This is a genomic window from Roseinatronobacter monicus (assembly GCF_006716865.1).
Lineage (GTDB): Bacteria > Pseudomonadota > Alphaproteobacteria > Rhodobacterales > Rhodobacteraceae > Roseinatronobacter > Roseinatronobacter monicus.
On sequence record NZ_VFPT01000001.1, the window covers coordinates 2,586,496 to 2,611,859 of the forward strand.

The 25,364-nt window shown below is 61.0% G+C and carries 24 protein-coding genes; 13 read left to right on the forward strand and 11 right to left on the reverse strand.

Translation table 11 applies throughout. The features are described from left to right. The first annotated feature begins 103 nt into the window (after nucleotides 1-103). The 4 genes from BD293_RS12360 to dxs are packed head-to-tail and all read left to right on the forward strand — an operon-like array spanning nucleotide 104 to nucleotide 4,108. Nucleotides 104-1,039, forward strand: a complete 936-nt coding sequence (locus tag BD293_RS12360) for a histone deacetylase family protein (RefSeq protein WP_142082159.1) — start codon at nucleotides 104-106, stop codon at nucleotides 1,037-1,039. Next, entirely contained in the window at nucleotides 1,036-1,275 is a 240-nt protein-coding gene (locus tag BD293_RS12365) for an exodeoxyribonuclease VII small subunit (RefSeq protein ID WP_142082161.1), read from the forward strand. Before BD293_RS12360 ends, BD293_RS12365 begins: the two co-directional genes overlap by 4 nt. Then, nucleotides 1,272-2,147: a polyprenyl synthetase family protein gene (locus tag BD293_RS12370; protein ID WP_142082163.1), complete on the forward strand. Its 876-nt coding sequence runs from the start codon at nucleotides 1,272-1,274 to the stop codon at nucleotides 2,145-2,147. The genes BD293_RS12365 and BD293_RS12370 overlap by 4 nt, the downstream gene beginning before the upstream one ends. 44 nt (nucleotides 2,148-2,191) lie before the next feature. Further along, nucleotides 2,192-4,108, forward strand: a complete 1,917-nt coding sequence (gene dxs, locus BD293_RS12375) for a 1-deoxy-D-xylulose-5-phosphate synthase (protein WP_142082165.1) — start codon at nucleotides 2,192-2,194, stop codon at nucleotides 4,106-4,108. Nucleotides 4,109-4,148: 40 nt separating this feature from the next. Here dxs and BD293_RS12380 read toward each other — a convergent pair whose 3' ends face one another. The 7 genes from BD293_RS12380 to araD all read right to left on the reverse strand — a co-directional run bounded on the left by BD293_RS12380 (nucleotide 4,149) and on the right by araD (nucleotide 11,566). After that, entirely contained in the window at nucleotides 4,149-5,222 is a 1,074-nt protein-coding gene (locus BD293_RS12380) for a hypothetical protein (protein WP_142082167.1), read from the reverse strand. A gap of 86 nt (nucleotides 5,223-5,308) precedes the next feature. Next, nucleotides 5,309-5,839: a HupA family protein gene (locus tag BD293_RS12385; RefSeq protein WP_142082169.1), complete on the reverse strand. Its 531-nt coding sequence runs from the start codon at nucleotides 5,837-5,839 to the stop codon at nucleotides 5,309-5,311. Nucleotides 5,840-6,219: 380 nt separating this feature from the next. Next, nucleotides 6,220-7,341 (reverse strand): Gfo/Idh/MocA family protein, encoded by a 1,122-nt coding sequence (locus BD293_RS12390; protein ID WP_142082171.1) that lies wholly within the window; start codon nucleotides 7,339-7,341, stop codon nucleotides 6,220-6,222. 28 nt (nucleotides 7,342-7,369) lie between these two features. After that, the gene (locus tag BD293_RS12395) at nucleotides 7,370-8,137 is read right to left on the reverse strand and encodes an SDR family NAD(P)-dependent oxidoreductase (protein WP_142082173.1); all 768 of its coding nucleotides are present in this window, start codon (nucleotides 8,135-8,137) and stop codon (nucleotides 7,370-7,372) included. A gap of 3 nt (nucleotides 8,138-8,140) precedes the next feature. Beyond that, nucleotides 8,141-9,010, reverse strand: a complete 870-nt coding sequence (locus tag BD293_RS12400; RefSeq protein WP_142082175.1) for an SMP-30/gluconolactonase/LRE family protein — start codon at nucleotides 9,008-9,010, stop codon at nucleotides 8,141-8,143. Nucleotides 9,011-9,019: 9 nt separating this feature from the next. Further along, nucleotides 9,020-9,823 (reverse strand): HpcH/HpaI aldolase family protein, encoded by an 804-nt coding sequence (locus BD293_RS12405; protein WP_142082177.1) that lies wholly within the window; start codon nucleotides 9,821-9,823, stop codon nucleotides 9,020-9,022. A gap of 21 nt (nucleotides 9,824-9,844) precedes the next feature. After that, entirely contained in the window at nucleotides 9,845-11,566 is a 1,722-nt protein-coding gene (araD, locus tag BD293_RS12410; RefSeq protein ID WP_281286660.1) for an L-arabinonate dehydratase, read from the reverse strand. Nucleotides 11,567-11,837: 271 nt separating this feature from the next. Between araD and BD293_RS12415 the strand changes: the two genes are divergently transcribed. From BD293_RS12415 to BD293_RS12430, 4 genes are all read left to right on the forward strand, one after another. Then, nucleotides 11,838-12,383 carry a TRAP transporter small permease gene (locus BD293_RS12415; RefSeq protein WP_142082181.1) on the forward strand — a complete coding sequence of 182 codons (546 nt, stop codon included), beginning with the start codon at nucleotides 11,838-11,840 and terminating at the stop codon, nucleotides 12,381-12,383. Between the two features lie 4 nt (nucleotides 12,384-12,387). Then, on the forward strand, nucleotides 12,388-13,674 hold the full coding sequence (locus BD293_RS12420) for a TRAP transporter large permease (protein WP_142082183.1): 1,287 nt from the start codon (nucleotides 12,388-12,390) through the stop codon (nucleotides 13,672-13,674). Nucleotides 13,675-13,704: 30 nt separating this feature from the next. Then, nucleotides 13,705-14,787 carry a TRAP transporter substrate-binding protein DctP gene (gene dctP / locus BD293_RS12425; RefSeq protein WP_211841022.1) on the forward strand — a complete coding sequence of 361 codons (1,083 nt, stop codon included), beginning with the start codon at nucleotides 13,705-13,707 and terminating at the stop codon, nucleotides 14,785-14,787. A 244-nt stretch (nucleotides 14,788-15,031) separates the two neighbouring features. Further along, on the forward strand, nucleotides 15,032-16,123 hold the full coding sequence (locus BD293_RS12430; protein ID WP_142082185.1) for a LacI family DNA-binding transcriptional regulator: 1,092 nt from the start codon (nucleotides 15,032-15,034) through the stop codon (nucleotides 16,121-16,123). Here BD293_RS12430 and BD293_RS12435 read toward each other — a convergent pair. From BD293_RS12435 to BD293_RS12450, 4 genes are read right to left on the reverse strand one after another with little or no spacing between them, the layout of a single operon-like run. Next, complete coding sequence (locus BD293_RS12435) at nucleotides 16,092-16,907, reverse strand: PCC domain-containing protein (protein ID WP_142082187.1); 816 nt, start codon at nucleotides 16,905-16,907, stop codon at nucleotides 16,092-16,094. The two genes, BD293_RS12430 and BD293_RS12435, sit on opposite strands and share 32 nt — an antisense overlap. Before the next feature lie 8 nt (nucleotides 16,908-16,915). Next, nucleotides 16,916-18,499, reverse strand: a complete 1,584-nt coding sequence (locus BD293_RS12440) for an acyl-CoA synthetase (protein ID WP_425467946.1) — start codon at nucleotides 18,497-18,499, stop codon at nucleotides 16,916-16,918. A gap of 2 nt (nucleotides 18,500-18,501) precedes the next feature. Then, on the reverse strand, nucleotides 18,502-19,671 hold the full coding sequence (locus tag BD293_RS12445; RefSeq protein ID WP_142082191.1) for an acetyl-CoA acetyltransferase: 1,170 nt from the start codon (nucleotides 19,669-19,671) through the stop codon (nucleotides 18,502-18,504). Then, the gene (locus BD293_RS12450; protein WP_142082193.1) at nucleotides 19,668-20,474 is read right to left on the reverse strand and encodes an IclR family transcriptional regulator; all 807 of its coding nucleotides are present in this window, start codon (nucleotides 20,472-20,474) and stop codon (nucleotides 19,668-19,670) included. Before BD293_RS12450 ends, BD293_RS12445 begins: the two co-directional genes overlap by 4 nt. A 183-nt stretch (nucleotides 20,475-20,657) precedes the next feature. On the opposite strand from BD293_RS12450, the gene BD293_RS12455 reads away from it, so the two are divergent. From BD293_RS12455 to BD293_RS12475, 5 genes are all read left to right on the forward strand, one after another. Further along, nucleotides 20,658-21,662 carry a DctP family TRAP transporter solute-binding subunit gene (locus BD293_RS12455; RefSeq protein WP_142082195.1) on the forward strand — a complete coding sequence of 335 codons (1,005 nt, stop codon included), beginning with the start codon at nucleotides 20,658-20,660 and terminating at the stop codon, nucleotides 21,660-21,662. Nucleotides 21,663-21,730: 68 nt separating this feature from the next. After that, the gene (locus BD293_RS12460) at nucleotides 21,731-22,219 is read left to right on the forward strand and encodes a TRAP transporter small permease (protein WP_142082197.1); all 489 of its coding nucleotides are present in this window, start codon (nucleotides 21,731-21,733) and stop codon (nucleotides 22,217-22,219) included. Next, nucleotides 22,212-23,546 carry a TRAP transporter large permease gene (locus BD293_RS12465; protein WP_142082199.1) on the forward strand — a complete coding sequence of 445 codons (1,335 nt, stop codon included), beginning with the start codon at nucleotides 22,212-22,214 and terminating at the stop codon, nucleotides 23,544-23,546. Before BD293_RS12460 ends, BD293_RS12465 begins: the two co-directional genes overlap by 8 nt. A gap of 13 nt (nucleotides 23,547-23,559) precedes the next feature. Beyond that, a complete protein-coding gene (locus BD293_RS12470; protein ID WP_142082201.1) occupies nucleotides 23,560-24,309 on the forward strand; it encodes an SDR family NAD(P)-dependent oxidoreductase in 750 nt (249 codons plus the stop codon). A 241-nt stretch (nucleotides 24,310-24,550) separates the two neighbouring features. Then, nucleotides 24,551-25,345: a tetratricopeptide repeat protein gene (locus tag BD293_RS12475; RefSeq protein WP_170207129.1), complete on the forward strand. Its 795-nt coding sequence runs from the start codon at nucleotides 24,551-24,553 to the stop codon at nucleotides 25,343-25,345. Nucleotides 25,346-25,364: the final 19 nt, after the last annotated feature.

Here is a 25,364-nt window from a genome sequence, read left to right on the forward strand (position 1 = left end):
CGCGGGCCTGACGCGACATTGCCACCCCTGCGCGGGACCGACAAGCACCCGATATCAAAGAATCGCTCTTCCCCCGCATCTGCCAATAGATTAGCTTTGCGCCATGACGACAGCTTTTCTCACCCACCCCGACGCCCTCGCACATCAGACACCTGCCGGACACCCCGAGCAGATCGCCCGAATAGACGCGATTTATTCCGCCATCGCCGCCCCCGAATTCGCAGGGCTGATGCGGCTGGACGCGCCCTTGGGCGAAGAAGACCAGCTTTTGCTGTGCCATCCCGAACATTATGTGACCCGTATCCGCAAGGCGATCCCGGCGGCAGGCATGTATCAGCTTGATGCCGATACGCATGTCTCGCCCGGATCACTGGACGCGGCCCTGCGCGGTGTCGGCGGGGCGTGCCATGCCGTTGATCTGGTCATGGACGGAACCGCACAGAATGCCTTTGTCGCCATGCGCCCCCCCGGCCACCATGCGGAACGCGCGACGCCCATGGGGTTTTGCCTGTTCGGCACGATTGCGATTGCAGCGCGTCATGCGATGGAACGCCACGGGTTGCAGCGTGTCGCGGTGGTCGATTTCGACGTGCATCACGGCAATGGCACACAAGACCTGCTGTGGGACGAGCGGCGCGCCTTGTTCGTGTCCAGTCACCAGATGCCGCTCTGGCCCGGCACCGGCAAGGCCGATGAACGCGGCGCATTCGGCAATGTCATGAACATTCCCCTGCCCCCTGAGACCGAAGGCACCAGCTTTCGTAGGGTCTATGAAGATACGGTCTTGCCGCAACTGGAGCGCTTTGCCCCTGAACTGGTGCTGGTATCCGCCGGATTTGACGCCCACCGCGATGACCCGCTTGCGCAACTGAACCTGACCGAAGATGATTTCGCATGGGTCACAGGTGCCCTGTGCGACATTGCCGCGCGCCATAGCGGCGGGCGGCTGGTTTCGGTGCTGGAGGGGGGCTATGATCTGGATGCGTTGAGCCGCAGTGTTTCGGCGCATATCCGCGTGCTGATGGAGAAAAGCGCATGAGCGACAAAGCTGTTTCCGAGATGAGCTTTGAAGAAGCCCTGCGCGGGCTGGAAGAGATTGTCACGCGGCTGGAACGCGGCGATGTCCCGCTGGACCAGTCGATCACCCTGTATGAACGCGGGGCCGCGCTGAAAAAGCATTGTGAAACCCGCCTGAACGAGGCCCAGATGCGCGTCGAGGCGATCCGGCTGTCCGAAGACGGAACGCCCAAGGGCACGGAGCCATTCTCGGCATGAGCGACTTTGCCACCGCCCTTCACTCGGCGGCAGAGAAGATTGAGGCGCGTCTGGCAGCCGAAATCGCCGCCCTGCCCGACAGTCAGGTGCGCGACGCAATGGCCTACGCGGCACGCGGCGGCAAGAAACTGCGTGGTTTTCTGGTGATGGAATCCGCAAGGCTGCATGGAATTGCGCCCGAAATATCCGTGCAGGCAGCCGCCGCAATCGAGGCGATCCATGCCTATTCGCTGGTGCATGATGACCTGCCTGCCATGGATGACGACGATCTGCGCCGGGGCCAGCCAACTGTTCATGTCAAATGGGACGAGGCCACCGCGATACTTGTCGGCGACGCGCTGCAATCGCTGGCCTTTGGCTTGCTTGCGCGCGATGATGCAGCCCCCACACCGCAAGGGCGGCTGGCACTGATTGCGTCGATGGCGCAGGCGGCCGGGGGCGCGGGCATGGTGCTGGGCCAGGCGCTGGATATTGAAGCGGAAACCGCCACCGCGCCGCTGTCACTTGATGAAATCACTGCACTTCAGGCAGGCAAGACCGGTGCCTTGATCGAATGGTCCGCCTGCGCAGGCGCCCGGATGGCGCAGGCCGATACTGCCCCGCTTGCCGCCTATGCGCGCGCACTCGGGCTTGCCTTTCAGATCGCCGACGACATCCTTGATGTCGAAGGCGATGCAGCCTTGGCAGGAAAGCGCCTGCACAAGGACGCCTGCGCAGGCAAGGCCACATTCGTGTCGCTGCTGGGGCTGGACGGGGCGAAAGCGCGCGCCCAAGACCTGATCGTGCAAGCGCAGGCCGCGTTAAAGGTCTATGGCGACGATGCAGCACAGTTGCGCGACGCTGCGCAATTCGTTATCGCCCGCAGCAACTGACAGGTGCGTGTGGGCATCCAACGCGTCAACGAGAAGGTAGAGAAATGGCTCAAACCCCGCTTCTGGACAAGGTCACGTCACCTGCCGACCTCAAGGCGCTGAACGACCGCGAGTTGCGTCAACTGGCAGACGAGCTGCGCACCGAGACAATATCGGCAGTGTCGGAGACAGGCGGGCATCTGGGCGCGGGGCTTGGGGTGGTGGAACTGACCGTTGCGCTGCATGCGGTATTTGACACGCCGCGTGACCGGCTGATCTGGGATGTGTCGCACCAATCCTACCCGCATAAAATCCTGACAGGGCGGCGCGACCGTATCCGCACCCTGCGCCAGCAAGACGGGCTGTCGGGCTTCACCAAACGCTCTGAATCGCCCTATGACCCGTTTGGCGCGGCGCACAGCTCTACCTCCATCTCGGCCGCACTCGGCTTCACGATGGCGCGTGAGTTGGGCGGCGCGCCCGACCCTGCTTTGGGCGATGCGATTGCGGTCATCGGGGATGGCGCGATCAGTGCAGGCATGGCGTTCGAGGCGATGAACAATGCGGGCCATTTGGGCCGGCGCATGTTTGTCGTGCTCAATGACAATGAAATGTCCATTGCGCCGCCGACCGGGGCCATGTCCAGCTATCTGTCCCGCATCTATGCCGACAAGCCTGTGCAAGACCTCAAACAGGCGATGAAAGGCGCGATCTCGCTTTTGCCCGGCCCGTTTCAGGAAGGGGCGCGGCGCGCCAAAGACCTGCTCAAGCATGTAACCGTCGGCGGCACCTTGTTCGAAGAATTGGGTTTCAACTATCTCGGCCCGATAGACGGGCATGATCTGGACCAGCTTTTGTGGGTGTTCCGCACCCTGCGCGAGCGCGCGGATGAGCCGATGTTGGTGCATATCCTGACCAAAAAAGGCAAAGGCTACGCGCCCGCCGAAGATGCCGCCGACCGGGGACATGCGCGCGCGAAATTCGATCTGGTCACCGGCACGCAGAAAAAAGCGCCGTCCAACGCGCCCAGCTACACCAAGGTCTTTGCCCAAAGCCTCATTTCCGAAGCCGAGCGCGATGACAAGATTGTGGCCGTCACCGCTGCCATGCCCGATGGCACCGGTCTGGACCTGTTCGCCAAACAGTTCCCGAAACGCATGTTCGACGTGGCCATTGCCGAACAGCATGGCGTCACATTCTGTGCAGCGCTGGCCGCAGGGGGGATGAAACCCTTTTGTGCGATGTATTCCACCTTTCTGCAACGCGGCTACGATCAGGTCGTGCATGATGTGGCGATCCAGCGCCTGCCGGTGCGATTTGCCATCGACCGTGCAGGGCTGGTGGGGGCGGATGGCGCGACCCACGCGGGCAGCTATGACGTGGCCTATCTGGCCAATCTGCCAGGCTTCGTTGTCATGGCCGCCGCAGATGAGGCAGAGCTGGTTCATATGGTCGCCACCGCGGTCGCCCATGATGACGGCCCCATCGCCTTTCGCTTTCCGCGCGGCGAGGGGGAAGGCGTCGAGATGCCCGCCACAGGCGTGCCGCTTGAAATTGGCAAGGGCCGCATGATCCGGCAGGGCAGTCGCGTGGCGATCCTGTCCTTTGGCACGCGGCTGGGCGAAGTGCTGAAAGCCTGCGAAGCTCTTGGCGCCAAGGGGATCACCCCGACCGTGGCCGATGCACGCTTCGCTAAACCGCTGGACCGTGACATGATTTTGGAACTGGCGCACACACATGAGGCGCTTATCACCATTGAAGAAGGAGCAATCGGCGGCTTTGGCAGCCATGTCGCGCAACTTCTGGCGGATGAAGGCGTGTTTGACACCGGCCTGAAATACCGCTCGATGGTGCTGCCCGATATTTTCATAGATCAGGCCAGCCCGCGCGCCATGTATGACATCGCCGCCATGAACGCCCCCCATATCGAAGCCAAGGTGCTGGCGGTCCTCGGAGTAGCGCAAGTCGGCAAACGGGCGTAGACGCAATTTGACACCTTGAACGTCCCCTCCTCGAACGCTCTCAAAACCGATAGGCAGGCAGCGCGATGGAAAAGGTCGCATGATTGCCGTCAAATTCCGATAGATCATGGCGTAATCTGCGATAACCGATGCTGGGGGTCAGACCAAAGACGACAGGTAGCATCAGCGTGATGCCATATTCGTGCCGATGGTGCCGCTGGCCCAGCAACTGTCCCCCTGTCTCGCGCTGGTGTGACAGGCCGATCTGGTAAAACCTGTCAGCAATGAAACGGCCATGCTCCACCTGCGCCGAGACTGTCGTCAGTGACCGCCCCTGCACACGCTCTCCTATGAAAATGCGCGTCGAAAAAGCGCCGTGAGTGCGATCAAGGTGGCGCAAGTGCAGGCTGGCGGTATTGCGTGCGTTGTCGGGGCGGAACTCACGGCCCAACGTAACACTTGCTTCGCTCAGAGCATTGTCCTGCACAAGAATATGCGACAGACCAACCGTGGCCACACTCAATTTGGTCGTACTGCGATCCCGGTAGACAAGTGACCTACTCAGACACATATCCAGCGCAGAGAGATGTCTCAGCTGATTTTCCGAACATGCTTGCACAGACAGCGCGCGATAGTCCATGCCGTTGTCCAATGCGCGGCGATAGGTTGCACTGCTCTGAACCGAGACGGCGCGCCCCGCGCCCCAGACAAACCGCTGCCCCACTGCAAGGCGAGCACCCGCATAAATGCTAGCCTGCGCACGCGTATCTGGTGTGACGCGCCAATGTTGGCCCCCGATTCGGACAGTATCTGTTTCCAGCCCGCCATTGAAGTTGCGGTCATAGCCCAGTTCCGGTGTGAGCGACACACTGGGCGACAACGCATATTTATGGGGACCATTCCGCCCGACAATACCCAGACGCCTGTCGATGTCTGCCAGCGCTTTCGCTGCACCTTCTGGCCGTTCGGCGACAAGCGCCGTGCGATACAGGCGCAAGGAACCGGTTTCTGACGCCAAGCGCCATGCCGGGCCTTGCTGCGCACTTGCCCCTTGTGCAACCAGGAGAGTTACAGAAACGCAAACCGCCAAGCAGCGCGCGCGGCGAAAGGCCTCAAACAGATATGCGGCGTACATGGAAATATCTCAATTGGAAAAACGGCAGCGATTTCCCGCTGCCGATTGCTCGAAAAAGGCTTTAGACGTACTGAAACGTCATGTCATTAATCTTGCGAAAGAACACCACGGCCACCACTGATGTCCATGGCTCCTTCAGGTGTCATGACACTGCCACCAAGGTTCGCCGAAACGCCAGTCGCACCTTCGCCCCTGAACGTACCGCCCACCAAAAGCGTGTTGGCATCATCAGAAGTAAATGTCTCACCGTCAAAGGCGAGCTCACCTAACAACGGAAGATTTTCATACGAATTGCCGGTGAAAGCATGTTCACCGTCTTGGCTCAGTGCGCCCTCGGCCCCTGCAATTGTTAGGCTTGAATTGGTGAGGGTACCGCCACCTTCTGCGAAATTGGCAGTCATGGACATCTGTCCGGTGAAGCGCATATCCCCATCACCTTGGATATCGTTAATTGCGCCCGAATAGGTTGCGCTACCTTCTGTCGGCATCCCTTCAACAGGCGTATCGGCCCGCAGGTTTGTTGGTGTTTCACTTGGGCTGCTGCCGTTGCTCGAACCGAGGCAAGCTGAAAGCGCAAATGCGGATGCAGCGATAAGGAAGTGGTGTGTTTTGAACATGATTTCTCCAAAAAAATTCAGTGAAAGGTAGTGATTTTTCAAAATGATAGTGACCTCACTACCCTTCCCGCAGGATAGTAGGACTGGCATACGAAGCACAGGCCAGAGTTGTCCCGATTGTCGACTTTTGTGATCAAGCGTTGCAAGCAAAGCACACGCCAAGATACAGGAACCGTATCAGAACCGGGAAGCCGGATTTATTGAAACCATTCTTTCCCCAGCCTAGAGTTTGCCGCCGGATCGGCAATCAAAGACCGGAAAGACGAGTAGCCCGACGACGACGCGCAGCACGGGCCGTCTTTCCATTCGACCGAAACATGCCCAAAGTACTCTTGGCAAGATTTTCACATGACACGCATAGGGGCAGAGTTGCTTTCCTCTCAGGCCGCGCTCATTGCTTCACTTGCAAACACGCGCAGGTCAATCACCTCATGTGTGCGGATCGACCGCTCTGCCGCTTCGCCCACCAGAACGGACCAGTACCCATCGGCCAACGTCACTTCTGGCGCTCCTGTGCCCGCGCGCACCAGTTCCAGAAACTTCGCATGCTGGAAATAGGTCGAGCCGTGATGATCGCCCGCGCGCAAGATATGTTCATCTACAGCCACGACTTCGCGCGTCTCGCGTCTGCTGGCGCGGTCCGAGATGACGAATTCCGAATGCCGTTCCTGCCCGTCGGGCGAGAAACGCGCAGGCCCCGGCACGCAGGCATCCAGCCGCGCCTTTTCGCCCGTGACGGACACCACTTCCTGCCAATGCGCGCCTTCGGCGAACATACACAATTCCAGCATGGCCCGCGCACCATTCTCGAAATCCACGGTCACAAAGGCATTGTCCACAATATCGGGAATGCGCCCGCCATAACTCTCATCGCGGTGGTTCACATCCGCCCCGCCGCTGGCATAAACACGGATCGGGTCTGACCCCAGCAACAACCGCATAAGGTCGAAAAAGTGACAGCACTTCTCGACCATTGTGCCGCCTGTACGGGCGTTAAAACGATTCCAGTCGCCAACTTTGTGCAAAAATGGAAAGCGGTTCTCGCGGATCGACACCAGACGCGGGGTTCCCGCCTGCCCTTCCGCCACCGCAGCGCGCAACCGCTCGACCGGTGGCATGTAGCGGTATTCCATCGCCACCCAGACGGGCGCGCGGCGTCCCTCGGCGGCGCGCATCAGCGCGCGGCACGCTGCGGATGTGGTCGCCAGTGGCTTTTCGCACAGGATCGGCTTGTCCGTCGCCAATAAATCGCGCATCAGCCCGGCATGCAGGTCATTGGGCGCGGCCAGCACATAGGCGTCGCAGATATCGGCCGAGATCAGCGCATGATGGTCAGTGAATGCCAGCGTATCCGGCTCGGCCAGCGCCTGCGCCTGCAGGCGCATTGCGTCGTCAGGGTCACACACAGCCACGACCGACACCCCGTCCAGAAGCGCGATATTGCGCATATGTTCCTGCCCCATCATGCCAGAGCCGATGATGCCATATCGGATGGGTTTCATCCTGCGTATCCTTTCGATCAGGGCCGGGTCAGTTCAGTGTCAGCCCGGCGTCAACTATGAAATTCTGCCCCGTGCACCCCACGCTGGCTTGAGAGGCCAGAAACAGGGCCATGGGCGTGATGTGATGCGGCTCCAGCCGGAATTTCAGCGCTTGAAGCGCCAGAAATTCGGCGTTCTTTTCGGGCGTCAGCCACAGTTTCGCCTGACGCTCGGTCAGGACCGCACCCGGCACCACGGAGTTGACGCGAATGCCCTGCGGCCCCAGTTCTGCCGCCATAGACCGCGTCATGCCGCTGATCGCCGCTTTGGATGTGGTATAGCCCAGCATACCGGGCCGCCCGCGCATCCAACTGATTGACCCCATATTGATGATACTGCCACCGCCTGCCGCGGTCATTCCGGGGGCGACAGCCTGCGCGGCAAAAACATGATGCGACAGGTTCGTCGCCAGACAATCGCGCCAATACGCAGGCGTCAGGTCGGCCAGATCATGTCGATCATCGCGCGCGGCATTGTTCAGCAGCACCGTGAAGGGGCCAAGCTGTCCGGCAAGTTCGGCAATGGCGTCAGGCAGCCCCTCCAGATCGCGCAGATCGCAGGGGCGAAACACAGTTTGCGCGCCCAGTTCTGCGGCCAGCGCTGTGCCCGCCGTGGCGTCTATGTCCAGAAAACCGACATGCGCGCCCTGCGCCACAAAGGCGCGCACAAAATCCGCGCCCAAACCCGTGGCACCGCCGGTGACAAGCACGCGCGCGCCGCGCAGCGAAGGGTAGTGGGCTGTCTGCTCATCTTGCATGATCTAACCTGCAAATCTTGGCTCGGGTTGGCCCGGCACATCCACACGCATGGCGAAAAGATTGCCAGATTCAGGCCAGTCTGCCAATTCCTCGGGCGGACGGCCATGGCGGGCCGAAGTCACATAGAGCGTGCGCAAATCCGCCCCGCCCAAGGCGCACATGGTGGGGCAGCGCGCGGGAACGGGATACTCGGCCACGATCTCCCCCTCGGGCGATAGGCGCACGACGCGCGCCCCCTCATAGAGGGCAGACCAATAGAACCCGTCTGCATCCACCGCAGCCCCATCGGGGCGACCATGGCCGAAAGGAAACTGATGAAAGACTGTGCGCGCGCCAATCTCGCCGGTTTGCGGGTCCAGCGGGTAGCGGTAAATCACATGCGCTGGTGTGTCAGAATGATACAGCCACCGCCGGTCAGGCGAGAAAGCGACGCCATTCGACACCTTGATGTCACCCGCCATAGGCTGACACGCCAGCGCGGCGTTGACGCGGTACAGGCCAGCGGCGGGCCGGTCGCGCGGCTCATAGATCGTGCCCGCCCAGAACCGGCCCCAAGGGTCCACACGCCCGTCATTGAAGCGGCTGATGCGCGTGTCCTTCTGCGGGTTGGCGATCAGTTTTTCCTTGCGCCCCTGCGCGTCCAGCAGCCACAAGCCAGAGCGCAGCCCGGCGATAAACCCGCCCTGCGCACGCAGGCCGATACAACCCACGTTCTCATCAAGGGGGAATGTCTGGTTCTGGCCCGTCTCGGGGTCAAAGCAATGGATGGCAGGTGCTTCGATATCCACCCACCACAGGCGCTGGGTTTGCCCGCACCACAGCGGACATTCCCCAAGGGCGGCCTGCGCGTGATATGCCGTTTCAAAGCCCATGCCTGCCCCTTAATACGCGCTGCCGGATGCTTGCGGTGCGGCCTGTCCGCGCACACTTGCCGCCGCCGTTTTCGCAGCCCCCATCAGCAGCGCCAGATCAGATGCGATGGCCACATAGCTAAAGCCCATCTCGATATAGCTGCGCACTTTGGCCGGGTCCGCCCCGACGATACCGCAGGCAATGCCTGCGCGGCGTGCAGCTTGCGCGGCGTCGCGCAGCGCGGTTTGCACATCGGCATGATTGATCTGCCCCAGCAGCCCCATGCTGCCCGACAAATCCCCCGGCCCGACAAAAACGGCATCCACCCCGTCCAGCGCAGCAATTTCGGGCAAAAGCGCCACGGCTTCGGGGGTTTCCAGTTGCAAGATGACAGCGACCTGATCATTGGCGCGCGCCAGATAGTCCGGCGCGGTGCCAAAGCGGCTGGCGCGGTGCATGGCCGCGACCCCGCGCGTGCCTTGCGGCGGGTAGCGCGTGGCGGCAATGGCGGCGCGGGCCTCGTCCACCGACTGGATGAAGGGGAACATGATCGAGCGCGCGCCCGCATCCATAACCCGCTTGACCATCACAGGGTCATTCCACGGCACGCGCAGCACCACCTCGGACGGTGTGCCCGACAGCGCCTGCAAAATGCTGGTGGTCTGTGCCAGATCAATCGGCGAATGCTCCATATCGACCAGCAGCCAGTCATAGCCTGCATAGCCCATCGCCTCGGCGATCAGAGGGCTGGCGGACATGATCCAGCTGCCAAGCGGCGGTGTCGCGCCCTTGGTCTGCATCCAAGTTTTGAAACGGTTTTCGTCAGATTGCATCACGCGATGCTCCCTTCGTGTTCAGAAGATTTCAGGTTCGGGCTCGTCCGGACCACCTTGCAGGATCTCGAAATCGCAGCCCTGATCGGCTTGTGTCACATGCGCGCAAAACAAGGCGGTATAGCCGCGCAGGCTGCGCGGGGCGGGCGGTGTCCAATCGGCACGACGCAGGGCCAGTTCGTCATCGCTGACCCGCAGATGCAACCGCTTGGCCGCAACATCCAGTTCAATCTCGTCACCATCGCGCACCAGCGCCAAGGGGCCACCCACTGCGCTTTCAGGGGCGATATGCAGCACGCAAGTGCCGTAATGTGTGCCACTCATGCGCGCATCAGAGATGCGCACCATATCGCGCACGCCTTGCGCCAACAGGTGTTTCGGGATCGGCAGCGCGCCCCATTCCGGCATTCCCGGCGCACCTTTCGGGCCTGCATTGCGCAAGACCAGCACCGAGTCTGCCGTGATGCCAAGTGCGGGGTCATCAATGCGGGCGACAAGATCGGCATGGGTGTCGAACACCACCGCGCGGCCCTTGTGGCGCATCAGATGCGGGCTGGCCGCACTGGGCTTTATGACTGCGCCACTCGGGGCAAGATTGCCTTGCAACACGGCCAGCGCTGCGGCCTTGGTGACAGAGTTCTCCAGCGGGCGGATCACATCGTCATCATAGCATTCCACCCCCTCGATCATCTGGGCAAGTGTGCCGGTGACAGTGCGCGCACTCATGTCCAGATGGCCAGACAGGCGCTGCACCAGCGCGGGCAGCCCGCCTGCGAAAAAGAAATCCTCCATCAATCTGTCGCCAGCAGGAAAGATATTGACCAACACCGGAACGTCGCCCGCGGCGCGGTCCAGATCGGACAGGCCGAAATCCACCCCTGCGCGCCGCGCCAGCGCCACCAGATGCACGGCCGCATTGGTGGACCCGCCCAGCGCCATGAACACCCGCGCCCCATTCTCGAACGACGCGCGGCTCAGCACATCGGACGGGCGCAGGTTTTCCCAGACCATCTCGACAATGCGCGCACCACAGGCCGACGCCATGCGCGTATGCCCCGAATCGGCGGCAGGAATTGACGATGCGCCCGGCAAGGTCAGCCCCATCGCATCGACAATGGACGTCATGGTCGAGGCGGTGCCCATCGTGTTGCAGGTGCCAAAAGACCGCGTCATGCGGCTTTCCAGATCAACCCAGTCGTCCTGGCTGATCTCCCCCGAGCGCAGCTTGTCCCAATAGGCGCGCGTATGTGTGCCCGCGCCAAGGGTCCTGCCCTTCCAGCGCCCGTTCAGCATGGGGCCAGCAGGGCAAAATATGGCGGGAATATTCATCGAGATAGCGCCCATCAGCAGGCCGGGTGTTGTCTTGTCGCACCCGCCCAATAGGACCGCACCGTCGATGGGATGCGAGCGCAGCAACTCCTCTGCCTCCATCGCCAGAAAATTGCGGTAGAGCATGGTGGTTGGCTTGACCATCACTTCGCCCAGCGACAGTGCAGGCAACTCCACCGGATAGCCCCCCGCCGCCCAGACTGCACGCTTCACGGCCTCGGCGCGGTCGCGCAGATGGGCGTGACACGGACTCATGTCGGACCATGTATTCAGAATGCCGATCACGGGCTTGCCCATGAACTCCTCGCGCCGCAGCCCCATCTGCTGCGTCCGCTGACGATGCGCAAAGCCGCGCATATCTGCGGATGCATACCATCGCTGACTGCGCAACTCGCTGATTCCGCGTCTGGCCACGGGTCTTGCCCCTCCCCAAGCTGATATGCGCAAACACGTACTGCGCATTACCCCGTTACTGTGTCATCAAAATAATTTCGCTGCAATACTGATTTGGAAAAACAAGCAATTCAAGAGCAAGGATTCACGCACTATTCTCTTAAATTACTGTTTTTTATATATTTTTAATTCTAAATTGCAGAATTGACAGGCTTAGCTTAAGCTGCTAGCAATTATCGCAGCGTTACGAAATTTGGGGAAGGATTTCGCCGCTGACATTGGGAGGGGTGGCATGGATAGCCTTATCCGACTGCTGGAAGTCATCAACAAGACGTTGACCAGAATCGCGGGGTATTTCGCCACAGCCTTGCTGTTTGGCATGCTTGGCGTTGTGATTGTGCATGTCTTCTATCGCTACATTCTCAATGACAGCTTCGGCTGGACCGAGGAATTGTCGCGCACGATGATGGTCTGGATGGCCTTTCTCTATTTCCCGACCGCGCATCGCTATGGGATGAATGTCAGCCTTGATATCTTTGTCTCGGCCATTCAGGACCACCCGATCATGCGGTATGTGGGCCTTGCGATCGAGCTTGCGGTCTTTGTCATGCTGTGTGGCGCGATCTGGCTGGGCTATGGGCTGATGTCGCGCGCCTCGTCCAGCTTCACCCTCTCGCTGCAACTGCCGCTCAGTTATGTGTATGCGATCATGCCTGTCGGCTTTTCACTGGTGGCGCTGGTGTCGTTCGAGCGGCTGTTGCGGCTGATTGGCAATATCGTTCATCCGGGCCGCTACAGGGTAAATGTCTTCGGCTCTTCCACTGGCGCGGGGAGCTGACAGAATGGCATTTCTCTATATCTGGATTTTCCTCGGACTGCTGGTGATCGGCACGCCAATCGTCTTTGTCATGCTGCTGGCACCGGGCATGACACTGGTGCTAGAGGACAACCCGCGCTTTCTGAACCTGCTGGTGCAGCGCCTGTTCGCCGGGATTGACAGCTTCCCCCTGATGGCGCTGCCTTTCTTCATTCTGGCGGGCGAGTTGATGACAGCGGGCGGTGTTACCAGCCGGATCGTGAAATTTGCCGAAACCTTTGTCGCGCATCGCAAAGCGGGGCTGGGGCAGGTTTCCGTATCCTCCTCGATCATGTTGGCAGGCGGGTCCGGTTCTGCGGTGGCGGACGCCTCGGCGCTGGGCGGTGTGATGATACCCGGCATGCATCAGGCGGGCTATACCAAATCATTCTCGGCCGCGATCACCGCCGCCTCTGCCGTGCTGGCGTCGATTATTCCGCCGTCGGGGCTGATGATCCTGTATGCCTTTATCATGAATGTCTCGGTTGCGGCCATGTTTGCGGCCAGCATCATTCCGGGCCTGATCATCGGTTTCGGGCTGATGGTCGTGATTGCGATTGTGGCACGCTTTCGCAGCTTTCCCGAACCCGCTGCCCGCGCCACATGGGCTGAAACATGGCAGACCGGCAAAAGTGCATTCTTGCCGCTGCTGACACCCATTATCCTAATTGGCGGCATTGTGGGCGGGATTTTCACCCCGACCGAAGGGGCCGCAGTCGCCGCATTCTACGCGCTGATCCTCGGCGTGTTCATCACCCGCGAAATCAGCCTGAAACAACTGGTCGAGGTGTTTAGCGCAGCCGCGTTGAAATCCGCCATCATCCTGCTCTTGGTGGGGGCGGCCGTATCCTTTGCCTCGCTTGTCAGCCTGAAAGGCACGCCGCAACTGGTTTCCGGCTTTATCCTGAACATCACCACAGACCCGTTGATGCTGTTTCTGGTGGTGGTGCTGTTCCTGCTGGCCATTGGCACGATCATGGATGCAGGCCCCGCAATCCTGATCCTTGCGCCCATTCTGGCCCCGGTGATGATCGGGGTGGGCATTGATCCGATCCATTTTGCGGTTGTTATGTGCATCACGCTCATTCTGGGGTTGATAACGCCACCGTTGGGGCTGGTGCTGTTCGTCGTCTCGGGCATCTCGGGCGAGCGGATAGAACGTATTTCATGGGATCTGATCCCATATTTCCTGTTCGAGGTCGCGGTGGTCGTGGCGCTCGTGCTGTTCCCAGAGTTGGTGATGTGGCTACCACGCCAGCTTGGGTATGTCTGACGAACCAATCCAAAAAGGGAGGAAACTGACATGTTGGACCTTAAGAAAGCCCTGACGGGCACGCGCACAGCGCTTATGGCAGGTGCCGTGGCGCTGGCGGGCACACTTGCCCCGCACGCGCTGGATGCAACCGAGCTGAACCTTGTATTTCTGGCCAATGAGGATGATCAGGAATATGACGCGGCGCTGGTCTTCAAGAACTTTGTCGAAGCGCGCACAGGCGGCGATGTGACGGTGAATATCTTTGTCGGCGCGCAGCTTTGCGGCTCGGCCAACGAGTGCTTTGAATCCATGCGTGCCGGTGTGGTGAACATGTACACCGCGACCGCAGGCGGGGCATCGGCCATCTATCCGGCCGTGCAGGGCATGGACATTCCCTATGCGCTGACATCGGACCGCGTGGCGCAACTGACGTTGCAGGATCAGGAATTCACCAATTTCATGCGTGAACAGATTCTGGAATCGTCGAATAACGACATCATGCTGCTGGCGATGACCCAGACAGGCGGCTGGCGCAACTTTGCGACCGTCGACAAGCCGATCCGCACGCCGGATGATGTGGCAGGTGTGCGTTTCCGCACCATCGAGTCGGAAATCCAGCAGCGTCTGGTGCGCTCGATGGGCGGCTCGCCCACCCCCATTCCATGGCTGGAAGTCTATACTGCGCTGCAAACCGGCGTGGTCGATGGCACCAAGAACTCGATCAGCGACATCGCCAACATGAACTTTCAGGAACAGCTTGGCTACATTACACTGGACGGGCACGCCTATATGGCGTCGATGTGGTTCATCGACAACGCGACATTCCAGTCGTTGACCGAGGAACAGCAGCAAGTGGTACTCGATGGCGGTGCGCTGATGTCCACCATCCAGTTCGGTATCCAGCCCCGCAAAGAGCTTGACGCCTATGCCAAATGGCTGGAAGCTGGCGGCGAAATCATTGCGCCCAGCGAGGAAGAAATGGACCAGTTCCGCAGCCATGCCGGCCCGATCCGCGACTGGTATCTGGAACGGTTCGGGGATGCTGGGCAAGAGTTTCTTGACGCATTCGAGGCCGCAGTCGCCCGCTCTGAGGAAAAGGTCAACAGTGATCGCGCCTCTGCCATGCAGTAAGCCCTATCCTGCATGAACCTGCCCCCGGCGCGGTCAGTCTTCATACTGGCCGCGCCGCTTGTGTCTTGGGGCGGGCTGCCGGTTGCCGCGCTGCGAACCGAACGATATGGACGCGCAGATTGAAAGAGAAATTCAGGTCATCATATTGCAGATCGGCGCGGCAGGGGGTTTTAAGCGATGCGCGACGCATTGCAGCGCGGTCATTTCATGCATTTGCCCTTGCTGCCAATAGGAGTTGGTTTCCATGACGACAGAACGCAGCCGCCGCAGCACAAGGCGCACAACAATGACCGAGGTTGCGCGGGTGGCAGAAGTGTCGCCTTCGACGGTGTCGCTGTTCCTGCGCAGCCCGGACTCGGTTTCTGCGCGCAAACGGGGCCGCATTCAACACGCCATCGACTCGTTGCGCTATGTGCCAAATCGCATGGCAGGCTCGCTCGCCGCGGCATCGACCAATGTGATCGGGGTGATCGTGCCGTCTTTGGTCAACAGCTTCTTTGCCGACACGGTCAGCGCCCTGCAAGATCACCTTATGGCCGAAGGATACCAGATTCTGATTGGCCATACGGATTATGACCTGTCCCGCGAAGAAGAACTTGTGCGCACCTTTCTGTCGTGGTCCCCGTCCGGCATTGTTCTGACAGGCTTGGGCCACAGTCGCGGCACGCGGCAAATGCTGGAAGCCAGCGATATTCCGGTGGTCGAGATGTGGGAGACAGGCCCACACCCGATTGACATGATGGTGGGCTTTTCGCATGCCGATGTCGGTCGCAGTCAGGCGCGTCATCTGGTGGACCGGGGGTGTCGAAACATCGCCTTTATCGGCGCGCGACTGGGTCAGGATGCCCGCGCCGCCCAAAGGGCGCAAGGGTACCGCGATGTCTTGCAGGCCCATTCCGGACTGGCCGCACCCGATATCGTAGACGCGCCTGCGCAGACATCTTCTGCCGGTGCCGTGGCCTTTGGCGAACTGGCCGCCCGCCGCCCCGATCTGGACGGGGTCGTGTTCTCCAACGATATTCTGGCCCTCGGCGCCCTGATGGAAGCGCGCCGCCAAAACCTGCCCGTGCCCGAACAGATCAAGATGATCGGTTTTGGCGGGGTTGATTTCACCTCTGATCTGGTGACGGGTCTGTCCACCATCGCCCCCCCGCGCCGCCTGATCGGAGAGCGCGCGGCAGAGCTGATTATCGCCAGCATCCGTGGGCAGGAATTTGAACGCTATGTAACCGTCGCCTCAGAGACATTTCACCGGCAGACCAGCGCCGGCAGTGACGAAGCAAACCCGTCCGAAGGCCCAAAGGTCAGTTCGCAATCATCAGCACCTCGGCTGTGACACAGACCGCATTCCGGCCCGCACGCAGCACACCTTGCTGCACGGAACCGTCAAACCCGACCGAGGCCACATGCAAGCGGCAAGCCCCATCGCGGATACCGCCGTCTAGGATCAGCAATTCGGTTGCATAGCTGTCCAGACCGGGGGCAGCTTCAAAAACTGTCCCGACCAGACTGCCGATCCCTTCCACACACGCACCCGCCATCTGATGATCGCGCGCAATATCCCGAAGCGCACTGCCAATATCCTGATTGGGGCGCAGGGTGATCAGGAGCGCGGTGCGCTGTTTGGGCGCGCTTGCCGCATGTGGCCGGAACAGGGTGAATCGCGTCTCTGCGTCAGGCTGCGCCACAAGCCCTGCCCCCGTCAGCCCCCAGCCCTGCACAGTCACATCCTCTGCAAGCACACTCTCATCGCACAGCACATGGCCCATCCCCTGATCGTGCCACAGCGCGTGACAATGCACGAAGGGTTGCCCGTCCCGCTGCCCCAGATGCGCGCCGCCCTGCTGAATGCGGGTATCGGGCAGATCATAGGCCTGGCTATACCACGCGGCATGTCCGTCACCGGGGGCAGGTGCAGGCATGACATAGCGCAAGGGCGCCAAACTAGCACCGTCCAGACGCAGATACCCCGCGCGAAATCCCACCTCTGCCAGCCCCTCGGTGATTGCGCGGGTCAGGGTCTGGCCTGCGCGCAACTGCACGCGGACCGGTTCGGCATGACAGGCCACGACATCGGCGCGCGTGCGGGCGGTCGGGCCGGGATGGGTGATCTGTCGCATGGCGCGCCCTAGCCCCCCTGCTGGGGCAACTGGCCACGCGCTTCCAACTCTTCGCGGATCATCTTCTTGGTGATCTTGCCATAGGCCGATTTTGGCAACGCGCCCCAGAACACCACATGACGCGGCATCTTGTAGCGTGACAGGCGAGGCGACAGCCAGTCCAACACAGCCTCTGGCGCGGGCTTGGCCCCGGCAACCGGCACGCAAACCGCCACGCCCACCTCGCCCCAGACTGGGTCCGGCACGCCCAGCACGGCCACTTCCGACAGGTCGGGATGCTCCAGCAATTTCTCCTCAATTTCGCGCGGGTAGATGTTGGACCCGCCAGAGATATACATATCCGATGCGCGACCGGTCAGATAGACAAAGCCCTGCGGATCCATATGGCCAAGGTCACCCGTCAGAAACCAGCCATTTCGAAAGCTTTTTTCATTTGCGTCAGGGTTGTTGAAATATCCGGCAAAGACGGCGGGGCCAATCACGGCAATCTCGCCCGTCTCGCCAAAGCCCAACTCCTCGCCTGCCGCGTTCTGGATTTGCACCTGCATGCCGGTGCGCGCGAAACCGCAGGACCCGATGCGCATGGTCGCATCATCCAGATGATGATGCGCAGGCGGCAGCACAGTGATATTGCCCGTCACCTCGCCAAGCCCGAAATACTGCACCAGCACCGGCCCCAGTTTTTCCAGCGCGCGGGTCTGGTCGGCGCGGTACATGGGCGCGCCGGCATAGATGACATAGCGCAGGCTGGAATGGTCATGCGCATCCACGCTGGGGTGTTCGACCAGCAGTTTCACAATGGTGGGCACCGTGAACATATTGGTCACGCGCCAATGCGCCACCAGCGACCAGACCTGATCAGGGTCGAATTTCTCGCCCGCAGGCAGGATGGTTTTGACCCCATGCGCCACTTGCGCCAACTGGTGAATCCCCGCGCCATGCGACAGCGGCGCCACCACGAGAGAGGCATCTTCCGGCCCTGTGCCCGGCATCAGATCGCACAGATGGTTGGTCACGACAAAGGCCAGTTGCCCATGGGTCAGCACTGCCGCCTTGGGCTTGCCGGTGGTGCCAGAGGTAAAGAAGAACCACGCCGGATCGTCGCGTTGCACCACGACGGGCACAGGGGCGGCACCCATGTGGCGGGCGACAAGCGCCTCATAGTCAGGGCCGATCAGGATTGTCGCTGTGATATGCGCGGCACAGGCTGCCACATGGTCAGGGAATTGCGCGCCGCAGAGCAGCAGTGTCGCGCCGGAGGATTGCGCCAGCCCTGCCAGATCGTCCGGCGACAGGCGGTAATTCGCGGGCACCCACACCGCCCCCACGCGCCAGCAGGCAAACATCGCTTCAAACATCTGGTTACAATTGGCCGATTGCACCAGCACGCGGTCGCCCTTGGCAACCCCGAACTCCTGCACCAAGGCGGCGGCAAAGGCGCTGGCGCGCGCCTCCATCTCGGCCCAAGACCAGTGTGCATCGCCCCAGACAAAGCCCACATCATCGCCCAGCCGCCGCGCGCTTTCGGTCAACAGATGCGACAGGTTCATCACGCGGGTGGACACGGGTGTCACGCCTTGGGACACATCCATGCTCATTTCACCCGCTCCAGCACCGAGACGTAATTGGTCACCGCAGCGCCGCCCATATTGAATACGCCCGCCAGTTTCGCGCCGTCAATCTGCATATCGCCTGCCTCATCCGTCAACTGCATCGCGGCCATGACATGCATCGACACACCCGTGGCCCCAATCGGGTGGCCCTTGGATTTCAACCCGCCCGACGGGTTGACCGGCAGGCGACCCGTTTTGTGTGTCACACCGTCGCGGATCACTCGGTGGCCCTGCCCTGCCTCTGCCAGCCCCATCGCCTCATATTCCAGCATCTCGGCGATGGTGAAGCAGTCATGCGTTTCTACAAGGCTGAGGTCATCAAGCGAGAGCCCCGCCTCTTCCAGCGCCTTGGCCCAAGCCATGCGCGCACCGCGAAACTCCAGCACATCACGGCGCGACAGTGCCATGATGTCATTGGCCTGCACCCGTGCGCGAAACCCTATCGCGCGCGTCATCGTCGCCGCAGTTTCCGCGTCCGCCAGCACAAGCACCGCCGCACCGTCCGACACCAGCGAGCAATCGGTGCGCCGCAAGGGTCCGGCCACACGCGGGTTCTTCTCGGACACCGTGTTGCAAAACGACACGCCGAAATCCTTGCGCATATGGGCATAGGGGTTGGCAATGCCATTGGCGTGGTTCTTGGCCGCGATCATGGCCAGTTCTTCCGAGCGGTCGCCATAGCGCTGGAAATAGCCTTGGGCGATCTGCCCGAACAGGCCGGCAAAGCCGCCCTCGACATCGGCTTCCTCGGCGCGGTAGCTGGCGCTCAGCAGAATATCCCCCACATCGGCGGTTGGGGTGGCGGTCATCTTCTCGGCCCCCACCACCAGCGCAATCCGCCCGCGCCCCGCCTCGATGAAATCCATCGCGCCGTGCAACGCCGCCGATCCTGTGGCGCAGGCATTTTCAAACCGAGTCGCAGGCGTATGGGCAAAGCGCGCATCCCCCATCGCCACCAGTGCGCCCTGAAAATCCTGTTTCGAGAAGCCGTTGTTGAACACGCCCGCAAAAATGCCGTCCACATCTTCCGCGCCGATTTGGGCATGGGCCAGAGCCTGTGCCACAGCGTCGGCCATCAGGCTTTCGGTGTCGGGATGGTCGGATTTGCCAAAAACCGTATGGCCCCAACCGATAATCTGTGCCTGTGTCATTTTATTTTCTCCTGCTGGTTGCGGGTCAGCCGCGCCTCGATTGCGCGGGCCGTCACCCGTAATTTCTGTTCCAGTTCGGCGCGGCGCGGCGCTTTCATTCGGCTTTCGACAGCGGCAATCGACACAGCGCCGACCAACTGCCCGTCAGGGCCATGCAACGCTACCCCCAGACCCCATGAATCCTCGAAAATCAGGCCGGGGTTCAGGGCAATGCCCGCCGCGCGCGTCTGCACCACCTGCATGCGCAATGTCTCGGGGTTCAGGCGTGGAAAGCTGCTTGTCAGTTCCGCTTGGTTGGCCGCAATGACGGCCTCGACCTCGGCATCCGGCAAGGCGGCCAGCATCGCAAGTGACCCCGCGCCCACGCCCAGCGGATGATGCGCGCCGGGCATCAGGGCATAGGTGCGGATCGGATGCGCGCCATCCTCGCGGTGCAGGCACACCGAATGCAACCCGCGCCGCACCGAGATGAAGGCCGCATCGCCTGTGTCGCGCGCAAGACGTTGCACCTGCTCCATCGCCTGCGACAACAGCCCGTGGCGCCCTTGCGCCAACAGGCCCAACAGATAGGCATCTTCGCCCAAGTGATAGCTGCGCGTGCCCGCGTCCTGTTCGACCAGTCCGGCTCGCATCAGCGCCAGCACTTGCCGCCGCACCGTCGCCTTGTTCAACCCCGACACCGAGACAAGACCTGACAGAGAGATGCCAGAGGCAGATTGCCGCCCGATCAGGAACAGCAATGCAAGCGCGCGGTCCACGCTTTGCGCCCCGCCCATGGCCGAATCCATCGAATCAGGCTTCATAATGTGAACCACATACTTCTATTAGAAAGGGATTCTTCCCTCGCATTACCCTCATATTGATTTTCAATCAGGCATCTTGCAAGTTTTTCTTGCATTCATGAAAGATTGAGGTCCACTATCTGAACAATAATCAGAAGCGGCCCAACACATCAAAGACCCGCACCACTGGAGGAGGAGAAGATCATGACTTTCGCACGCCTGTCCGGCACAACTCTTGCCGCTGCCTTTGCAACGGCATTCAGCCTTGGCGCGGCCAGCGCTGAAACCCTGCGCCTGTCCCATAACACCGGCGACACCACCACATGGCATCAGGGCGCCGAGAAATTCGGCGAATTGCTGGCCGAACGCACAGATGGCGCGCTGGACGTGCGCGTTTTCCCCAATGCGCAGTTGTCGGGCGGCGACCAGATGCGTCAGGCCGAAATGGTCGGGCGCGGCGCGCTGGATCTGGTGGTGACATCGGCGATCAACGTGACGCCACTGGTGCCGGAAATGGCGGTCTTCTCGCTGCCATATCTGTATTCCAGCTATGAACAGGTTGACGCCACCACCCAAGGCGCGCCCGGTGAAATGCTATCCGAAATCCTGCTGGACAAGGGCATTGTCGTGCTGGCATGGGGCGAGAACGGTTTCCGCGAGGTCACGAACAACACCCGCCCGATCCGCAACCCTGAAGATATGCGCGGGCTGAACATGCGCGTGGCAGGGCCGATGTATATTGACGTGATGAACGCCCTTGGCGCAAACCCCCAGCAGATGCAGTGGGGCGAGACGATGTCAGCCCTTCAGCAAGGCGTGGTTGACGGGCAGGAAAACCCTATCGGTGCTGTGATTATCCCGCAGCAGGTTTATGAGGTGCAGAAATACCTGACCGCGTGGCATTATTCCTACGACCCCATCTTCCTTGGTATCTCGAAAGAGAAATGGCACAGCTATGATGCTGACATGCAGGAAATCTTGCGCGAAACGGCACAGGAAGCCATGGCCTATCAGCGCGAGATCACACGCGAAGGCACCGCACAGGGCATCGATTTCCTGCGCGAGCAGGGCATGGAAGTCTATGAGCCGACAGATGAAGAGCTGGCCGCCTTCCGCGAGGCAACCCAACCTGCTTTCGACGAATGGGCCGCACGTGTCGGTGACGAGATTGTGGGCGCCTTTCAGGACGCAATCGCCGCTTCGAACTAAGCTGTGACCAGTCGGCCCGCACCCTGTTCGTATAGGGTGCGGGCTTTTTTCATGCAAAGGCGGGGCCGATGATCCGACTGATCCTGCGTGACTTTGAAAAGATCGTCTGCGCATTGCTGTTTCTCAGCATGACCGCGCTTGGTTTTGTCAATGTCGTGGTCCGCTATGGGACCAACCTGTCCTTTGCTGCGACCGAAGAGTTGCTGGTCAACGGTTTCTTGCTGCTCACAGTCTTTGGTGCCGCACTGGCCGCACGCAGGGGCGAGCATCTGGCGGTGACTATGGTGCATGACTTGCTGCCGCGCCCGCTCTGGCTGCCGGTATTTCTGATCTCTGTCGCCCTGTCGGTCAGCTTGCTGGCCTTTTCGGCGTGGTTCTCATGGGAAGCCATGATGAACATTCGCCGCGTCGGAATGCGCTCTTATGGGCTGGGGCTGCCCGCGTGGTATTATCAGGCGGCGCTGCCCTTTGGCTTCGGGCTTATCATCATACGGTATCTGCAATATTCATGGGAAGCGCTGCGCGCAGGCCCGAACCGGATCGTACCGCATGTTTGAAATGATTGGCATCACTTCGGCGGGCACGCAGATGATCGTCGTCTTCTTCGTGCTGATGGCGCTGCGTGTGCCTGTGGCCTTTGCACTGGGGCTGTCCGCACTTTACGCCATGTGGAAGATCGGCTTCGGGCTGGAATTGGCGGGCGATCTGATTGCCACGGGCATCACCAAATTCTCGCTGCTGGCAATTCCGTTCTTTATCCTTGCTGGCGTGCTGATGGGCAGTCTTGGCATTGCCGAGCGCATGATCCGGTTCTTTCGTGTTGCGGTTGGTGGATTGCCGGGGGGCATGGGCATTGTCGGCACAGTCGTGTGCCTGTTCTGGGGGGCGGTCAGCGGGTCCGGCCCTGCCTCCGTGGCGGCCATTGGCCCGATGATCATCAAAGGCATGGAAGAAGACGGCTATGACCGCGCCTTTGCCGCAGGGCTGGTGGTTACAGGGGCGGCGTTTTCCATCGTCATACCCCCTTCCATCGGGCTGGTAATTTACGGGGTGATTGCCGAAACCTCGATCTCGCGGCTGTTTATTGCGGCAATCATACCGGGTGTATTCATGGCGCTGACGATGATCGCCGTGCTGCCCTTCGCGCGCCGTCATGCGGCCCCTGCTGGCAGTCCCAGCCTGCAAACTCTCAGCCCCGACCCCTATGCCGGAATGCCGCGCGGACGCGCGCTCTGGCAGTCGTTTCGCCACAGCTTTTGGGGGTTGATGACGCCCGTGGTCATTCTGGGCGGCATCTATTCCGGCATCTTCACGCCCACCGAGGCCGCGATTGTTGCCACTGTTTATGCACTCGGCGTGGGCGGGCTGGCATACCGCACCCTGACACTTGCGCGGCTGTATGATGCACTGGGCACGGCGGCGGCCTCGTCCGCCGTGGTGATGCTGATTGTCGCCTATGCCAGCCTGTTTGGCTGGGTGGTCACAGTCGATGATCTGGTGCGCAGCTATTCCGGCGCGCTGCTGGGCCTGAGCGATCAGGCATGGGTCATCTTGCTGGTCATCATGGTGATCTTGCTGATTGCAGGCATGTTCATGGACCCGGTGACGGTGATGTTCATCGCCCTGCCCATCTTTCTGCCGGTCGCGCGGGAAATGGGCTGGGACCCGGTCTGGTTCGGGGTGCTGGTGATGGTCAATCTGGCAATCGGGCTGATTACGCCGCCCGTGGGGATCAACCTTTATGTCGCCGCCAATGTCACGCGGCTGAGCATCGAGCGGGTCGCGCGCGGCACCATGCCGTTTCTGCTGGCCTCTCTGGTCGGGATTATCGTTGTCGCCGCCGTACCGCAAATGTCGCAAGTGCTGGTGAATTGGTTGCGCTAGAGAAGGAAACCCCATGAGAACCGCGATAGTAACAGGGGCCGCGCGCGGCATCGGGCTGGCCACCACCAAGCTTTTTCTGGCCGGGGGCTGGCGCGTGATGATGATCGACCGTGACGCCCCCGCCCTGATGGACGCCGCACAAGGGCTGGAACACGCGCGGCCCATTATCTGCGATGTCTCTATCCCCGAGCAGGTCAACGCTATGGCAGCAGAAGTGAGCGCGTCATTCGGGCAGGTGGACGCGTTGGTCAACAATGCCGGCGTGGCAGATTTCCGCCCCCTGCAAGACACCGATTTGGCCACATGGCGCGAGGTGATGGCCACCAATCTGGATGGCGTCTTTCTGACCAGTCAGGCCGTTATTCCGCATCTGAAGGCAGCGCGCGGCGCGATCGTCAACATCGCCTCTATCTCTGGCCTGCGCGCCAGCACCCTGCGCGTGGCCTATGGCACATCTAAAGCGGCGGTTATTCACCTGACCCGTCAACAGGCGGCGGAACTTGGTGAATGGGGCGTGCGCGCCAATTGCGTGGCCCCCGGCCCTGTCGATACCAAACTAGCGCTGGCTGTGCATTCCCCCGAAATCCGCGCCGCCTATCACGACGCCATCCCCCTGAACCGCTACGGAACAGAGCGCGAGATTGCCGAAGTCATCGTGTTCCTGTGTTCGGACAAGGCCAGCTATGTGACAGGTCAGGTGATCGCCGCAGATGGCGGCTTTGACGCGGTGGGCGTGGGTCTGCCTGCGTTGCGCGCGCCCTGACCTTCGGGGCAGCCCGTCCGCATTCCAGATATGCAAGCGCCCCCTCAAAACAGACGGGGCAACGCCCGCAACAGCGCGCTATCTTGCACAGCATAGCGCCCATGGCGGGCACCTGATCCACTGAAAACATTGCCCTTCCCGGCTTTCACGCCACCCCCACCGGAGCCGGATCATGGGCCGATCCCTATGCGTCCAGGGGGCCGCAAGGGTGTTGTCTGTGCTGACACATAAAGGAGAAGACATGCGACATCTGAACAGGTTGGCACTTGTCATCGCGCTTGCGCTTGGCGCAGCACATCCCATCGCGGCGCAGGAGTTCGGCGAACGCTATGACCGCCTGAAATCCGAGGCCGCACAGGGCGACAGCGATGCCGCCTATGAGTTGGGCGTCCTGTATTACCTTGGCCATCGCACCCAACAAGGCGGGCCAGAACGCGACACCGAACGCGGCGTTGCCTTGTTCCGCCCCCTTGCCGAAAGCGGTGATCCGCGCGCGCAATGGCGTCTGGCTTCGGCATATGAAATGGGCTCAGGGGTCGAGCGCGACGCCGAAATGGCGTACAGCTTGTATCAGCAAGCAGCCGGGCAGGGCTTCCTGCTGGCCAAGCAAAATCTGGGCAAACTGTATCTCGATGGCCGTGGCACGGAACATGACGCAGACAAAGCCTATGAGCTGTTGCGCGAAGCGGCAGAAGGGGATCAGCAGCGCGCCATGGTTGATCTGGCGCGCATGTATCAGGATCAAGACCTTGGGCCGGAATATGACCCCGCCCGCGCTGTCCACTGGTTCCGTATCGCAGCAGAGAAGAACAATTCAAATGGCGTGCGTGGTCTGTCCGAAGCGTATCTTCATGGACATGGCGTCGAGCAGGACAGCATAGAGGCCTTGCGCGTCTATGTTGACTATGAAGAGCGTACGGGGCGCGCTCAGACAACTGCACTTTTGCGCATCCTGTCACAGATGTCCGAAGAAGATCGCGCGCGGGCTGACGAAGTTGCCGAGGCTGAAAACTGGCTGGGAACCGACCCGGACTAGCGCCCGACAGCGCCATGCA

Excerpts from the sequence above, each read along its gene's own strand:
- BD293_RS12460 (WP_142082197.1), top strand. The coding sequence starts at position 21,731 with ATGATCCGACTGATCCTGCGTGACTTTGAAAAGATCGTCTGCGCATTG.
- BD293_RS12475 (WP_170207129.1), top strand. The coding sequence starts at position 24,551 with ATGCGACATCTGAACAGGTTGGCACTTGTCATCGCGCTTGCGCTTGGC.
- BD293_RS12420 (WP_142082183.1), top strand. The coding sequence starts at position 12,388 with ATGGCATTTCTCTATATCTGGATTTTCCTCGGACTGCTGGTGATCGGC.
- dctP (WP_211841022.1), top strand. The coding sequence starts at position 13,705 with ATGTTGGACCTTAAGAAAGCCCTGACGGGCACGCGCACAGCGCTTATG.
- BD293_RS12385 (WP_142082169.1), bottom strand. The coding sequence starts at position 5,839 with ATGTTCAAAACACACCACTTCCTTATCGCTGCATCCGCATTTGCGCTT.
- BD293_RS12445 (WP_142082191.1), bottom strand. The coding sequence starts at position 19,671 with ATGACACAGGCACAGATTATCGGTTGGGGCCATACGGTTTTTGGCAAA.
- dxs (WP_142082165.1), top strand. The coding sequence starts at position 2,192 with ATGGCTCAAACCCCGCTTCTGGACAAGGTCACGTCACCTGCCGACCTC.
- BD293_RS12380 (WP_142082167.1), bottom strand. The coding sequence starts at position 5,222 with ATGTACGCCGCATATCTGTTTGAGGCCTTTCGCCGCGCGCGCTGCTTG.
- BD293_RS12465 (WP_142082199.1), top strand. The coding sequence starts at position 22,212 with ATGTTTGAAATGATTGGCATCACTTCGGCGGGCACGCAGATGATCGTC.
- BD293_RS12400 (WP_142082175.1), bottom strand. The coding sequence starts at position 9,010 with ATGGGCTTTGAAACGGCATATCACGCGCAGGCCGCCCTTGGGGAATGT.
- BD293_RS12430 (WP_142082185.1), top strand. The coding sequence starts at position 15,032 with ATGACGACAGAACGCAGCCGCCGCAGCACAAGGCGCACAACAATGACC.
- BD293_RS12405 (WP_142082177.1), bottom strand. The coding sequence starts at position 9,823 with ATGCAATCTGACGAAAACCGTTTCAAAACTTGGATGCAGACCAAGGGC.
- BD293_RS12470 (WP_142082201.1), top strand. The coding sequence starts at position 23,560 with ATGAGAACCGCGATAGTAACAGGGGCCGCGCGCGGCATCGGGCTGGCC.
- BD293_RS12435 (WP_142082187.1), bottom strand. The coding sequence starts at position 16,907 with ATGCGACAGATCACCCATCCCGGCCCGACCGCCCGCACGCGCGCCGAT.
- BD293_RS12370 (WP_142082163.1), top strand. The coding sequence starts at position 1,272 with ATGAGCGACTTTGCCACCGCCCTTCACTCGGCGGCAGAGAAGATTGAG.
- BD293_RS12450 (WP_142082193.1), bottom strand. The coding sequence starts at position 20,474 with ATGAAGCCTGATTCGATGGATTCGGCCATGGGCGGGGCGCAAAGCGTG.
- BD293_RS12395 (WP_142082173.1), bottom strand. The coding sequence starts at position 8,137 with ATGCAAGATGAGCAGACAGCCCACTACCCTTCGCTGCGCGGCGCGCGC.
- BD293_RS12455 (WP_142082195.1), top strand. The coding sequence starts at position 20,658 with ATGACTTTCGCACGCCTGTCCGGCACAACTCTTGCCGCTGCCTTTGCA.
- BD293_RS12365 (WP_142082161.1), top strand. The coding sequence starts at position 1,036 with ATGAGCGACAAAGCTGTTTCCGAGATGAGCTTTGAAGAAGCCCTGCGC.
- BD293_RS12360 (WP_142082159.1), top strand. The coding sequence starts at position 104 with ATGACGACAGCTTTTCTCACCCACCCCGACGCCCTCGCACATCAGACA.
- BD293_RS12415 (WP_142082181.1), top strand. The coding sequence starts at position 11,838 with ATGGATAGCCTTATCCGACTGCTGGAAGTCATCAACAAGACGTTGACC.
- BD293_RS12440 (WP_425467946.1), bottom strand. The coding sequence starts at position 18,499 with ATGGATGTGTCCCAAGGCGTGACACCCGTGTCCACCCGCGTGATGAAC.
- BD293_RS12390 (WP_142082171.1), bottom strand. The coding sequence starts at position 7,341 with ATGAAACCCATCCGATATGGCATCATCGGCTCTGGCATGATGGGGCAG.